General features: G+C 44.9%; 11 protein-coding genes. 5 read left to right on the top strand and 6 right to left on the bottom strand.

All coding sequences use genetic code 11. The features are described from left to right. Positions 1–6 precede the first annotated feature (6 nt). The 6 genes from DWU89_RS06765 to DWU89_RS20520 all read right to left on the bottom strand — a co-directional run bounded on the left by DWU89_RS06765 (position 7) and on the right by DWU89_RS20520 (position 7142). Positions 7–1182, bottom strand: a complete 1176-nt coding sequence (locus DWU89_RS06765; protein WP_115498882.1) for a 6-bladed beta-propeller — start codon at positions 1180–1182, stop codon at positions 7–9. A gap of 20 nt (positions 1183–1202) precedes the next feature. Further along, positions 1203–2780 (bottom strand): tetratricopeptide repeat protein, encoded by a 1578-nt coding sequence (locus tag DWU89_RS06760; RefSeq protein ID WP_244205871.1) that lies wholly within the window; start codon positions 2778–2780, stop codon positions 1203–1205. Between the two features lie 33 nt (positions 2781–2813). After that, complete coding sequence (locus tag DWU89_RS06755; protein ID WP_115498881.1) at positions 2814–4367, bottom strand: tetratricopeptide repeat protein; 1554 nt, start codon at positions 4365–4367, stop codon at positions 2814–2816. A 33-nt stretch (positions 4368–4400) separates the two neighbouring features. Continuing rightward, the gene (locus DWU89_RS06750) at positions 4401–6140 is read right to left on the bottom strand and encodes a M56 family metallopeptidase (protein WP_115498880.1); all 1740 of its coding nucleotides are present in this window, start codon (positions 6138–6140) and stop codon (positions 4401–4403) included. 20 nt (positions 6141–6160) lie between these two features. Next, entirely contained in the window at positions 6161–6523 is a 363-nt protein-coding gene (locus tag DWU89_RS06745) for a BlaI/MecI/CopY family transcriptional regulator (protein ID WP_115498879.1), read from the bottom strand. 259 nt (positions 6524–6782) lie between these two features. Further along, a complete protein-coding gene (locus tag DWU89_RS20520) occupies positions 6783–7142 on the bottom strand; it encodes a hypothetical protein (protein WP_147292098.1) in 360 nt (119 codons plus the stop codon). 160 nt (positions 7143–7302) lie between these two features. Here DWU89_RS20520 and DWU89_RS06735 point away from each other — a divergent pair, with 160 nt between their 5' ends. The 5 genes from DWU89_RS06735 (at position 7303) to DWU89_RS06715 (ending at position 15199) form a co-directional block, all read left to right on the top strand. Beyond that, the gene (locus DWU89_RS06735; RefSeq protein ID WP_115498877.1) at positions 7303–7857 is read left to right on the top strand and encodes an RNA polymerase sigma-70 factor; all 555 of its coding nucleotides are present in this window, start codon (positions 7303–7305) and stop codon (positions 7855–7857) included. Between the two features lie 195 nt (positions 7858–8052). Beyond that, positions 8053–9042: a FecR family protein gene (locus DWU89_RS06730; protein WP_115498876.1), complete on the top strand. Its 990-nt coding sequence runs from the start codon at positions 8053–8055 to the stop codon at positions 9040–9042. A gap of 156 nt (positions 9043–9198) precedes the next feature. Further along, complete coding sequence (locus DWU89_RS06725; protein WP_115498875.1) at positions 9199–12627, top strand: TonB-dependent receptor; 3429 nt, start codon at positions 9199–9201, stop codon at positions 12625–12627. Positions 12628–12646: 19 nt separating this feature from the next. Then, positions 12647–14215 (top strand): RagB/SusD family nutrient uptake outer membrane protein, encoded by a 1569-nt coding sequence (locus tag DWU89_RS06720; RefSeq protein WP_115498874.1) that lies wholly within the window; start codon positions 12647–12649, stop codon positions 14213–14215. A 189-nt stretch (positions 14216–14404) separates the two neighbouring features. Further along, positions 14405–15199 (top strand): cupin domain-containing protein, encoded by a 795-nt coding sequence (locus DWU89_RS06715; protein ID WP_115498873.1) that lies wholly within the window; start codon positions 14405–14407, stop codon positions 15197–15199. Positions 15200–15204: the final 5 nt, after the last annotated feature.

Below are 15204 nucleotides of genomic sequence, written 5' to 3'. Positions count from 1 at the left end.
CCGGGATTATTTTAAAGTTACCACTTGTAACACAGGATTATCATCCTCCAACAGATTCTCCATCGCTTTCTTTAGGGAACCTTTGGCCTGCGAAGGATTCACCTTTTCCAACAAGTATTCTGCCGGGATCATATTTATCAGAATCTTTTCATTCCCCCGAACAGGCATAAACGGAGTACCGCCTTCCAGATCATCTACAAATCCATCCTTTCCCATTTTGGAAGAGCAAACCCGCAAGACTTTTCCTGCCTGCTTGTCATACAAGCCCAGACGCCATTCTTCCTGTTGGTAAAAACGGATATACAAATAAGAATCTGTTTCAAATAGATTCGTAAACGTGAAACGTTTCTTTCCTGCTTCTGTCGGTAAAACTCCGCCAACACCATTCTTCTTATCCAATGCGATCTTTGAGGGATCTTCTTTCTCATATTTAGCATAAGTCCCCAAATCCAATTCGTAAGCCGGAACCTTCTTCTTTCCTTCAATTCTGAATATTTGATTCTCAAACGGGTTCTTATAATATACATTCCCTTGATAATTATAAAACAAGCCATCTTCGAAAATGGACGGATAACGTTTCCCTTCCACATAATTAAACCGGAACTCTTTCAACTTCTTCCCCTCGTCGTTCATCATTATCAAATCCACTCCTGTCCTATCTTTCGAGAATACATAATTTCCTGTATATTCATAGAGCCCATCGGGAGGAAGAAAAGCAAGGATTTGCCCTTTAATTTTAAAATCATACAGATATTTGCCTTCAAAAGAGAAAACGATTGCCTTCCCTCCTAAATAATCGGTTGCGATAATATGTTCTTTCGTCTCATCATAGACAACAGCAAGGATATGTTTCTGAAATTCTCCCGGCCCTTGCCCTCTTTTTCCGATCTTGCGGATATACTTCCCCTCTGGGGTAAACTGATAAATATGATGTCCATCACAAACAAACAGGTATTTGCCGGCAAAAGCCACCTTTAAATGAGTAGCTCCCTGATCCAACAGATTATCCGGTGTCGTTTCCAACGGAATATATTTTACACTTGCAGCAATTCTACTCAATGGTATTTCTTGCTTCGTCTCAACACCTTTGGCAAAAGGGATTATCGTTTGCGCCTGCGATGAAAGACAATTCACCAACAGGAATAATATTAGGCTGATATGTAGAAAGAAACAGTGCCTCATACAATGTGTTTATTTGTTGTTTAGTTCTCTTTCTGTTTAGCTTCGCCCTCTTGTTCTGCTTTCTGTACAGCTTTCCTGCCTGCGTTGAAAAGGGCGGTGTCCGTCTGGCCGTTCTTTTTCATTTCACGGGATTTCTTGATTGCGGCATCCATTTCGTCCATAAACTTTTTCTCATTGGCGGGGATTTCCGGCAGGCGGTCGATTAATGTCTTTAAGTCTTCAACAGCCAGTTTGCTCCTTTTTCCATTAGGAGCAATCATTACCAGTTCTTTTTTATTCTGGAAGAAGGCCTCTTCATACATATATTGCAGGAATCTCCGGTAGGCATGGAAACCTTCTGTCTTACGACGAGTACGGAAACACTCGTTCAGGAAAAGGTTCTTGATAAACAAAGCGCGTGACTTCCGCTCGTCAGTTCCGTAATCTACCACTCCCCAATTGCCATACTGCCGGTCAATACGAAACAGCAAATCGAGACGATCCTTATTTTCCAGCCAAGCTTTATAGAACATGGCATCCGCCTTATATCCCTGCCCGTCGGCCCATAAAGTCTCACCACGGGAAAACAGCAACATATTGGCCAACGCTTCATTCGGACGCATCAACTGCTCCGCCCGGTCAAACAGTTCGAGGGCGCGCTTCCGGTCATATGTCTTTCCTAAGGCCGCCCCTAAAAGCAAAGTCGTTTCCACATCCGCCGTATCTTTCAAGTAAGCTTTCTCGAGCAACGGGATTGCGTCGAAAGCGCGTTCGGACAGATAACGGGCCGCACCGCCATACTTCAACGTAAAGAAGGAAGAGTCTTTCTCCGCCAGCAAGACTTCATAAATGGAGTCTGCCTCCTCATAGTTTTTATTCATATAATAGGCCATCGCCTTGTTTCCCATCAGAGCATGGTTTCCGGGATTATAATACAGAGCTGTGTCGCATACCTCAATGGCATCCAGCACATTCGGCCCTCCCTGCCGGAGCAGGCAGTTGACCAAAGCACTGGCAAGACCGGCATTCTCCCGGTTGGCATCATGCGCCTGGAAATAGCAGATCGTAGCCGAATCGATCGCATTAATCTTCATATAGCAGTCTGCAAGATTCCGGTAGATGACAGGATTCACAACCGCAGTATCCTGATTCCGCAAAACATCGAAGCGGCGGATCGCATTCTCATAATCACCCAACTGGACATACAGGCGGCCTAACTGGTAATTGGCAAAGAAGTCCGTACTGTCGTTCTGCAACACTTTCTGAAAACAATCCTGCGCGACAGAAGCCTTCCCTAAATTCATAGCCATGCGTGCAACGGAACTCAGGGCATCATAGCTCGTCGTATCCATCCGATAACAATATTGATAACAGGCATACGCATCCCTATATTGAAGCAAACCCTCATAGGCTTGTCCGATAGCAGACATCGTAGCATAGTCGGCCGAGTCAGCCGGCGTAAGGCTTCCGGCGCGCGCCACGGCAGCAGCAAACTGTTTGCGGTTTACCAACTCCTGGAGTGTCGGGATCTGTTCCTGTCCGAAAACAGACAGCGAGCAAAGGGCCAGGCACATCCAAACCACTACCCGCTTCCGTATCGTTTGAATCTGCTTTTTCATATTATTTATCGATTTAATGTTTAGATATTCCGTTTATTCCAGCCCTGCCTCTTTCAACAATTTTCGCGCCTTTTCTTTTTCTTCTTTGGTGAGAGCGATCGTGTCGAGTTTCGCTCCGCTTTTATGTAGCGTTTTTTCCTTTTCCATGGCTTTCTTCATCTGGGCCTGCATCTTCTCACGCCTCTCTCTTTCTTCTGCCGGCATTTCGGGCAATTGGCTGATCAGGGCACGCAGGTCGGCAACCGCCAGCTTTGTTTTCTTTCCGTCGGGGGCCAGCATCGTCACTTCATCGTCGTTCTTGAAAAAGGCATCTTCGCAAACGGCTTCGAGGAAAGGACGGTAATTATACAGGTACTTCTGCGACTTATCCGTCTTCATATAGGCGGTCAGGTACGTATATTTACTGAAAATAGTTTTTTGCAGTTCTTTCTCGTTCTGAAACAAGGCGGGGTTCAAATCCCAATAGTGCCGGTTTATTTCATACAGGAAATTCAACTGTGTCGGGTCTTTCTTCCAAGCTGCATAATACAATTTTTCCGCTTCATTCCAACGTCCGTCACGTCGCAACGCATCTCCCCGGAAGGTTGTCAGCAGGTTGACAAAGAATTTCTTCGGTTGCATATTCAGTTCCGCCTGATCGAACAGCTCGTAAGCCCGTTTCCGGTCATAGGTCTTCCCGAGCGAAGCGCCGTACAGCATGGCTGTTTCCACGTCTGTCGAATCTATTTCATAAGCCTTCTCCAAGAGTTCGACTCCGTCCAGCGCATGCCCCGACATATAACGGGCAGCTCCTCCGTATTTCAGATTCAGGAACGAAGAATCGCCGTCAGCCAGCAAGCCGGTGTAAACCGTATCTGCCTGCAGATAATCTTTTGTCATATACAAGGCCATCCCTTTGCTTTGCCTTATCTGGCTGTTATCCGGATTATAGAACAAGGCAGTGTCGCAGACCTGCAAAGCGCCTTTTCCATCTCCCATCCGGAGCAGTGTGTTGATCAGGGAAGAGGCGACGCGTACGTTTTCCGGATTCAGTTCCAGTGCACGGGTATAGAGGGAAAGGGCAATCAACGTATTGGGTCCCGTGCCCCTTTTGATATGGCAATCCGCCAGGCCGGTGAGGATGGAAGGATTCTCGCCTTCAATGGAGGCAAGCACATGATAGTGTTCCGTCGCCCTGCCGTAATCTCCTAATTGGTAATAGAGACGCGCCAACTGGTAGTTTGCATAAAAGTTCAGGCTGTCGGCATCCAGCACCTTGTGGTAACAACGTTTCGCTTCCGCTATCCGGCCGAAGTTAATCGCATTCCGCGCAACGGCATTCAAGGCATCCACATTGTTCGTATCCATCTGCAGGCAATAGGAAAAACATTGGTATGCATCCTTATAGCGCAACAGACCTTCGTAGGCCTGCCCGATGGCAGACATGGTGGCGTAATCAGCCGAATCAGCCGGGGTCAGGCTGTCGGCGCGTGCTACAACTGCCTGAAACTGTTTCCTGTTGACCAGTTCCTGGAGTGTAAAACTCTGCGCCTGCCCCCAAAGGGACAGTGCGCAAAGAAACAGTAATAGAGAAAACTTACATTTCATATAGTATCGTATTTCGTATAACTCCAAAGCAAATTACTGCAAGCGGAATGTCACAGGAACGGTATATTTCACAGCAACCGCCATATTATTCTGGACACCCGGTTTCCATTTAGGCATCGATTTGATAACCCGGACAGCTTCCGCATCCAGCGAAGGATCCACGCCCCGGATTACTTTTACATCGCTCAATGCTCCATCCGCCCCTATGACAAAGGAGCAAGAGACGCGGCCTTGTATTCCGTTTTCCTGTGCTATGACCGGATATTTAATCTTTTGTGACAGATATCGCAACAACGAATACTGCCCGCCCGGAAATTCGGGCATCCGCTCTACAACTGTAAAAATGCGGCCGGAAGTATCGATTCCTTTTGCCGGCGTCCCGGATACAGAGGCCTTGTGCTTATTGGCCAGGCGGAAAGATACCGGCACCGTATATTTCACATTAACCGCTTTCCCTCTCTGCTCGCCGGGCGACCATTCCGGCATAGCGTTTATGATACGCAACGCCTCCGCATTCAATGCCGGGTCCACACCCCGGATCACTTCCGCATCCGTTATAGAGCCATTCTTCCGGACGATAAAGGAACAACTTACGCGTCCTTCGACTCCGTTCCGCATCGCAGATTCCGGATATTTGACACTGGAAGCCAAGTATTTCAACAAAGCTTTTTGTCCACCGGGATACTCCGGCATTTTCTCGACCACCGTAAAGACTTGCTCTTCGGCCCGCTTAATAGCAGCCAATTCTTCTTTCGAAAGGACATATCCTCTGTGCATTTCAGCCGGTTCCTCCTTATTCACGGCAGGGAACAATTGTATCGGCAACTGTATGGCCTCCGGCATAAGAGCTTCGGCAAAAGAACTTTCCACCAGCTCATCCGTGATACGTGCCACGGCATCTATATTGCTAAAGATCAGCAGCCCTCCCACGATCGGTATAAAGATCAGGTATTTGGCCCTGCCGATACCATGCGAACGTTTCTTGTTCATCATGCTGATCCGGTTCTTCAGGTGCAGCATATTAAAACTATTGGATAAAGAGGTTGCCGATTTATTCGTATGGGACAGCCCCAACAGATGGTATTGATAGCTTCTGCTGTCGTAGCCAGACTCGAGCACGGTATCGTCCGCCAGATATTCGAGATTATGGCGCACTTCCCTCTTCAACAGCCACACAAAGGGATTCACCCAGCAAACGATACAGATCAGCTCACAAATGATCACGTCGATCGAATGCCATTGGCTGACATGCGTACCTTCATGTGTCAGGATTTCGTCGATCTCCTTGTCCGAATGACTACCGGGATGCAGGAATATCAGCCGGAAGAAAGAAAAAGGTCCGGCCGGACGGTCTAAAACATGCACACGCGTATCATAAATCTGCATGACCTTCGATTTGCGCGCCAATAATAATATACTGCTCAACTGCACCAGGAAACGGAGCAACAAGGCGAGAACGCCTCCCCAATACAAATAGGATACACCGGAAAGAAGCAAGCCATGCCAATCTGTTTCAGGGACATTATCGGGAGTAATCGTGGTTTCGGGTAAAATGGCCGAATACATCTGAATGACTTCCACCATCGGTTCCTGTTCCCGTATCCAATCCTGAATATTCATCAACGGATAAAGCAACGCCACCCCGAAGAACGCCAACAAGGTCGTACGGCGCAATTTGAAGAATGTGTCCCTGTAAAAGAACAGTCTATAGAAGGCATAAAGGAGTACAAAAGCTACATTTACCTTCAAAAAGTAGGCAAATTCCGGTGTCATGGCAATACGGATTTAACGGTTTATTCTCGTCCTTTCTCTATCATATCGATGATCTCTTTCAGCTCATCAGCCGAAATCTTCTGCTCTTTGGCAAAGAAGGAGACCATTTCCTTGTATGAGTTCTCGAAGTAGTTGTTCACCACACTTCCCATAAACGTCCGTTTATATTCTTCCTGTGGGATCAGCGGCCTGTACTCGTAAGTATTACCGTAACGCTTCGCTTTCACGTACTTCTTGCGTTCCAGATTTTTCACAATAGAGGCGAGTGTCGTATAAGGAGGTTTAGGCTCTTCATACTGCGCCAAAATGTCTTTGATAAAGCAAGGAGCGATCTGCCAGATCCAGCGCATCACATCCTCTTCTTGTCTTGTTAATCTTTCCATGTTTGTATATTAATTTTACGATCGTATCGCAAAGCTACGAATCCATCGTAAATATGCAAGAGATAATGCGTTAATTTGTATTAATGTCTCGTCTTTTTATAAAACCCCGGGATTTTCCGCCAAATCTTCTATAAGGTGTCGATACGCCAATTATAAGAGTATTCGAACCTTCTGCAAACCATCGAAATATACAAGAACCCCCTTTCCGGCCGTTTTTCTATTTCGTCCAAAATTCTGATCCATTTTGGATTGACTCTTTTCACGGTTTAAGCTTTCCTTGCTGACAATAAGAAAAACGAGGTGCGCAGCCCGTTTCGATAAACGGGCAATTTGATTGCCGAAAGCCGGAAACGCCGACAAAGTGATAAAGCTTAACTCCCGGAGAATCGAATATTTGAAAACAAAACGGACGGCGTTCCAAATATCGCAAGGAATTTTTAGGGGCCTTGTCGCCGTGACGACCGTCTTCATCGCCTTCGCGACCGTCTTCATAGGGTATGACGACCGTTCTCATGGCGATAAAGTGCCGGAAAAACGAAATAAAGTCCGACTTCACGGCAATAAACTCCCGAAAAAGAGAAAAGAGCACCTTTTTGACGGCTGAAAAGATGGTTGACATTTGCTTGGTCTCGGATGCTTTTCAAGGATGGAAAATACGTTTTTTACAATAACCCCCTCCTATTTTTCATATTCTCCCTCAAAAAATTGTCCCTTCAAATTATTTTCCATACCTTGCGTTGCTCATTTGTAAAGTAAAGAGAGTTCAATACATTATAGAGATGGATATCAGCCTTGAATCAAAATATCTGAAAGAGCTTGGGAATGGAAATCATAAAGCCTTCGACACGCTTTACATCCAATACAGCCCGAAGGTGAAGCATTTCTTAACCGGCTTCATCAAAAATCCGGACGAAGCCAGCGATATGGCACAAGATATCTTTTATAAAATCTGGACAAACCGTGAAACGATCTCAAAAGTCGATTCATTTAAAGCGTATCTCTTCCGCATGGCCCGCAATATGATCTACGATTATTACGAGCACAGCCTGATCGAAGAAAATTACCAACAGAAGGAACAATACAAATCCGACTACAGCGACTTGATAGAAGAAGAGCTGTATGCCAAAGAGTTATCCCTGCTTATTGACATCGCCGTAGAAAAAATGCCTCCCCAACGGCGCAACATATTCATCATGAGCCGAAAAGACGGATTAAGCAACGAAGAAATCTCTCTGCGCCTGAATATCAGCAAACGAACCGTCGAAAACCATCTGACACAAGCGCTTGCCGAACTGCGCAAGATTGCATATTCTATTATTTTGCTTTTTTTCTGATTGATTAGCTAATTTACCAGATAATATTACGATATAGCACCATGACAAAGTCAATATTATGTTCCTAAAAATGGCAAAAGCGCACAAAACAGGTTCCTGTTTGGTGCAAATATAAAATAATAAAGGAATAAAAATCATTTCCCAGCTGTGTGTGTTCGTCCACTTGTCCGTCTGCTATAATATAAAGACGAAAAAATGGACAAAAGCTATATACATATACTAATTGCTAAATTTTTCGGTAACGATCTGTCCCCGGAAATACAAAAGAAGTTTCACACCTGGCTTCTTGACGAGAATTTTCAGAAGGAAAAAGAAAAAGTATTAGCTGCTTTATGGGAGGAAGATCCGGCTGTGGCAGACGATTCAACGTTCCAAGAACTCGAACAACTGCATAAACGGATGAAAACAACCGACCGGCAGCCTTATAAATCCATTGGTTTGTATGTCCGGAGAATTGCCGCGATCCTGCTTTTGCCTTTACTCGGAGCTTTTGGAACGTACTTTTATTTAACGGAGATAAACCCGGTTGTTGAAAAAACAGAGTTGGTGGAGTGTTCGACTTCTTATGGAGAGAAAAAACAAATCACCTTGTCGGATGGGACGATTGTCTGGTTAAACGCAGGTTCGCTTCTTGTCTATGAAAAGGATTTCAAAGGTGCCACTCGTACTTTGTTTTTAAGCGGAGAAGCCAATTTCAAAGTAGCCAAGAATCCCCGGAAACCATTCATCGTAAATACAAAATACATGGACGTCGAGGCATTAGGGACCATTTTTAACGTACAATCCTACCCGGATTCCCCTAATACAATCGCGACATTAGAAGAAGGAAAAATCAAAGTCGACACGAAATATCCTGTCCGGCAATCATTTATTATCAAACCCAATGAACAAGTTGTGTACAATCATATAAATAAGAAAGTATCCTTCAGCAAGGTTGACGCAAACAAATGCTCCTACTGGAAACAAGGCTACCTGATATTCCAGGGAGCTACATTCGGGGAAATCGTACAAACGATCGAACGTAGCTTCGGGGTTACCGTCAACTATGAAGCCGGCCGATACAAAGAGCGGACATTTACAATCAAGTTCACTCCGGATGAAGGATTGGAGCACGTGATGGATATTCTCCAAAAAATAATCGGCTTCAAATACAAGGTAGAGAACAATAACGTATTCATTTATTAAAAAGAGGAGGCACATACCATGAAAAAAAGAAACCGGGGAGCCGACGCCAATCATTCTCCCCGGAATTGAAATCGTAGAACACCACGCCTGATATCTTTTTACAGATAAGGGCATTTTATTCTAAGTATTCAACTAAAAAATCTAATTTACAAAGATATGGAAATAAATAAAGAATCACAACACGGCAGGCTAAATAGTCTGTTCATCTTTACTTTTATTTGTTTACTTCTTACACTCCCGCAACAAATCTTTGCGGAAAACCAGAAAGTAACATTGACTACAAAAAGTATAACCTTAAAGACTGCATTTGAAGAAATCGAAAAGCAAACAGGATACTCTGTCGATTATGAAGATACAAACATCAGTTTGAATAAAATCGTAAATGTTTCTATCAATAATCTGAATTTGCCGGATGCTATAAAAACCGTGTTGAAAAATACCGGATATACCTACTCTATCGAAGGGAAACACATCGTTATTTCAACACAGAAAGTCAATCAGGCACAGAAACGTAAAATCACCGGAAAGGTGAATGACGCCAATGGCGAACCGATTATCGGAGCCAATATCGTTGAAAAAGGGACGACTAACGGTACGATAACAGACATGAACGGAGATTTCACATTGGAAGTCCCGGAAAAAAGCATATTGCTGATCAGTTACATCGGATATGCTCCACGTGAAATCGCGGTCGGAACTCAACAGAATATCAGCATAAAACTGAATGAAGACACGGAAATGCTGGAAGAAGTGGTCGTTGTCGGTTACGGTACACAGAAAAAGTCGGATGTAACAACGGCAGTCGCTTCTGTTTCCTCCGAAAACTTGAAAAACCGGGCAGCCGTAAGTTTTGGCGAAGCAATGGCCGGACAGGTTCCGGGTGTACTTATCCAACAAACGAATGGTGCTCCCGGCGGTGAAGGATTGACGATTAAAGTCCGTGGAACAGGCTCTATCACACAATCCAATGACCCGCTCTATGTAGTAGACGGTTATCCGATGGAAGGGGGAGCCTTCCGCCTGTTGAATTCTTCCGATATAGAGAGTATCCAGGTACTGAAGGATGCATCTTCCACTGCAATTTACGGTTCAAGAGGTGCAAACGGCGTTGTGATTATCACGACGAAGAAAGGACAGATAGGGAAACCGAGCGTACAATTGAATGCATACGTCGGATTCCAGCAACGTGAGAAAAAGGTCGAGATGATGAACCGCGACCAATATGTACAGTGGTTTATCGACGGCCGCAACCAGGCATGGTTGGACGCAAAGGTCATTTCATCCGATCCGGACCAGTCCCCGCATACAATCAACGATCCGAATTCCCGCCGTGCCCTCTATTCGGGAGCAAGCAGCCAGTATATGATACCGGACGGGACAGGCAGCTACAAATACAACTTCCTCGATCCGGCTTCCGTTGCACAAATGCCGGACAACGATTGGCAAGACCTGCTATACCGGAATGCGATGATGCAACAATATGAGCTGTCGGTTTCAGGAGGTGCGGAAAATACGCGCTATACATTCTCCGGCAGTTATACCAGCCAGGATGGTATCGTCTTGAATACGGACTATGAACGTTATAATTTCCGTACCAACATTTCTTCCAAGATCGCAAATTGCCTGAATGTCGGCATGAGCCTGATGGCTTATTATGCAAATGGAACGGAGCAGGCCAACGGAAAAGACTCTCCTGTCATGTACGCATTGAACCTGCCGCCTATCTATCCTCTTTATAATGATGACGGTACATACGGCTCGATGGTCCGCAATCCGGAAATTCTGGCAGGCGACGTAGCCAACCCGATCGGGATAGCCGAACAGGTCATGAACAAACGGAAACGTCACGGATGGTTGGGTACGATTTTCGCAGAGTGGGAAATCATTAAAAACCTGAAATACCGTATCAGCATAAATGGTAGTATTCAAGACAATATCAACAAGAAGTTCGAACCGTCGTATGTCGATTTCGATAGTTCCAAAGCGCCGCGTCCGGCAAAAGGGATCAATGAACGTTGGACAGATCGGGACTGGGTAATCGAAAATACATTAAACTATTCATTTACACTGGCAGACAAGCATAGTTTCAACGCCTTGTTAGGATATACCACACAATCACATTCTTACGAACATATGTACGGAGAAGCCAGAGGGTATGCGAACGACAACATCACGACGTTGAACGCAGGAACCATGTATTCCTTGACAAGTGACGAATCCGAATATTCGATGATCTCTTATCTGGGACGTATCAATTATGTATATGATAACCGGTATATGTTGACAACGACTCTCCGTGGCGACGGTTCCTCCCGCTTCGGACGGAATAAGAAATGGGGTACCTTCCCGTCCGTCTCCTTAGGATGGCGTATTTCACAGGAAAAGTTCATGCAGGATGTGAAACAGATCAGTGACCTGAAGATCCGTGCCAGCTTCGGTATTTCCGGTAATAACCGTATCGGTAATTATTCTGCCATCGGCTTGTTATCCACCGGATTCTATCCGACAGGAGATGCAGTCCAGAACACGGTTAATCCGAACACGATGACAAACGACGATTTGGGTTGGGAACGTACACGCCAATATAATTTGGGTTTTGAATTAGGTATGTTCAACAATAGAATCCGTTTGGAAGGCGACTTCTATGACAGCCGGTCTATCGACTTGCTTTTGAACGTCCCTGTCCCGACCATTACAGGCTATTCCACTCAGATGCAAAATATAGGAAAAGTCCAGAATAGAGGTATGGAATTTTCTTTGAATACCAAGAACCTGACAGGAGCATTTACCTGGTCCAGTAACTTTAACATCTCATTCAATAAGAATAAAGTGTTAGAGGTTGGCGTTGACGGCCGCCCGATCTACGGAAGCGCACCGAATGCCAATAATGCGTTCATCACCCAACCGGGATATCCGATTGCCAGTTTCTATGGATATAAATATCTCGGAGTTTTCCAGAGTGAGGAAGAATTAGCCAAATATCCTCATCTGAGTGGAGATAAAGTGGGTGACGGCCGCTATGAAGATGTAAACAAAGATGGGAAACTCGATCAGAATGATAAAACGATATTGGGAGACAACAATCCGTTATTCACAGCTGGTTTCAGCAACTCTTTCAGCTATAAGAATTTCACGCTGGACATTCAGTTTACAGGTTCATACGGTGCAGAAGTATTCAGCTTCTATAAACGCATGTGCGGCATCTATCACGGTGATCGTAACGGCATGATTGAACAAATGGGACGCTGGCGTTCGGAAAACGAACCGGGTGACGGTATTCACTTCCGCCCGACCCGTACACCTTCCGGCTGGCAACGCGATCCTTCTTCAGCCTGGGTACAGGATGCATCCTACCTGCGATTGAGAAACCTGACTTTCGGCTACAACTTCGACCAGAAAGTGTTGGATAAAGTAAAGATGAAAGGGTTGCGCCTGTATGTAACAGGACAGAACCTCTTCACTATTACGAATTATGTAGGCTACGACCCGGAGACCAGCAGCCAAAGCGGCCTTTCACAAGGGGGTGACTATCTGGGATATCCGACTGCCCGTTCATTTATAATCGGTGCCAATATTACGTTCTAAATGCTTAATACTATTCATTATGAAAAAGATATATTTATTATTCGTACTATCGCTTTTATGTATCTCTTGCAGTGATGATTTCATCACCAAGAATCCCCCTTCCGATCTAAACTCCGAAGGGTTCTACAAGACTGAGTCAGATATGAACCAGGCTGTACTGTCGGCTTATGCTAATTTACGATCTCTTTATAATCAGACTTATGTCAGATTGGGGGAAATCCGTTCGGACAACACGACTTATTCCTGGTTAAGCGGAAACCCGGCTAACGAGAAGGGAGTGGATGAATTTGCTTCGCCTCTGTTACCTGAAAACAATTTTTTAGCCAGTTGCTGGAATGACAGTTACAAAACTATTTTGCGTTGTAACATTGTTATCGGGCGAATCGGAAATATCGAGTTCAAAGACGAAAAGCTAAAGACTCAGTATATTGCGGAAACCCGTTTCTTACGTGCATTGCTCTATTTCTACCTGAATCGTACGTTTGGCGGTTACGGATTAAACGGCGAATTGCTGGGAGCGATCAAAGTGGATAAAGAAATCACCCAGGTCGAAGCGTATGAATTGGGCAGAGCTCCTTTGCAGGAAATGTACGATCTGATAATCGAAGACTTGAAGTATGCGGAAGGCAATTTACCTGAAGCATACGGTTCTACCGATATCGGCCGTGTGACAAAAGGAGGAGCAACCGCTCTATTGGGGAAAGTATATATGACAATGGCCGGTTATCCGCTGAACAAAGGGGACGAATATTACAAATTGGCGATTGAACAGTTCAAATCGACAATCAATAATCCCCGCTATTCTCTGGTCGCGACCTATAAAGACTTGTTTGAAGTCTCCAACAAAAATACGTCAGAGTCTCTGTTCGAAGTCCAATACAAAAAAGGCACTCAGGGCGGAGCTACCGGAAGTCCTTGGAATAATAATTTCGCACCTCGATTCTCCGACAAAGAAGTGGTCCTGGTCGGAGATAAAGGAGGGGAAAACTCGCCTACACAAGATATGTCTAATGCATATGAAGTCGGAGATCCCCGTAAATATGTATCCATGCGTGATGGTTGGACAAATGCAAAAACCGGAAGCTGGGAAAATGAGAAATATGTCTGCAAATATTACGACGTTTCATCCAGTGGTTCGGATAATGACAACAATTGGATCGAGTTGAGACTGGGAGACATTTACCTCTTATATGCAGAAGCTCTTGTCCGTACAAACGGAGATAAGCAAACAGCGATTAATTACGTGAATAAAATCAGGGAACGTGCACGCAATACACCGGGAGATCCGGATATTACACCGGCAGCTGATTTACTACGTGACTATGCACCCGGCGATTTCCCAACGGCGAATGATTTATTACTCGCCATTGAAAAAGAGCGCCGCGTGGAACTGGCTTTTGAGAACCACCGCTGGTTTGATCTGGTCCGTACCGGAAGGGCGAAAGACGTAATGACTGCCGAACAAAAGTTCGACGGATATCCCGAATTTACTTGGAGTGATGATGCATTGGCTTATCCGATTCCGATGACCGTTATGCAGTCTAATCCGGGAAAAATCATTCAGAATAAAGGATATACGCAATTATAAACTATCTTTGGAGGTGTGTCAAAAGTAAGTTCTAACGTTTTAGCGTGTCATTGCGGGCTTGACCCGCAACCTCACACTAAACTGATTTACAATAATTAGGATGAGATGGCGGGTCAAGCCCGCCAGGACACAGACGTTATAAATAGGACTTTTGACACACCCCCAATAAACTTATAATCCTATATTGTTATGAATAGATTAAGAATTACATTCAGTCTTTTATTATGCAGCCTTTCTTGTGTCTGCCTTGCTCAAAAAGAAGAACAAAAGTGTACAATCTCAGATTGCATAACCACTTTTTCGGAGGAACATGTGAATAAGAACAGTACAGGCTGGGCTTTCTGGTTCATCCCTGCGGACGGAATTGCGGATACGCTTTCGGTTAAAATGTCCTATGTAGACAAAGGGATAAAAACCCATGAGCCGCATTCCCATTTTGAAGATGAGCTATTCTATATGGTCGAGGGAACATCTATTGTCCGCCTGAATGAAGAAGAACATGTTCTCAAGCCGGGGGATGCTTTTTATGCGCCGGGAAATTCCTCTCACAACATCCGCAGGACAGACGATCATCAAGCCATTAAGTATGTCATGTTCAAACGTGAAATTCGTGGGAAGCTGTCGGAACCGTTTTTGCCGGGAATAAAAAATTACTCGATGAAGGACTGCCTGATTCCTTTCAAAGAATCAGCTCTGACTAAAAACGGCAATGACAAGACCATGTGGTATCTGACAAAAGAAATGTCTGCCGGAGGACTGAATGCCCGACTTCATATCCTTTCCGGTTCTGCCTTGCATGAAGCGGATGGCTATTCAGGACAAGAGGTTTATTTCATACTGGATGGAAAAGCAAATGTTTCGGTTAACGGTGAAAGCCGGACCATCGAACCGCTTTCATCCTGCTATTGCCCTGCCGGCTCCAAACATAGTATCCGGAATGCCGGCAAAGACGTTTTGAAATTTATTGTAGTAAGGACAAAATAATTAAA

Source organism: Parabacteroides acidifaciens (assembly GCF_003363715.1).
GTDB lineage: Bacteria > Bacteroidota > Bacteroidia > Bacteroidales > Tannerellaceae > Parabacteroides > Parabacteroides acidifaciens.
This window is presented reverse-complemented; position numbering and strand designations above follow the sequence as displayed.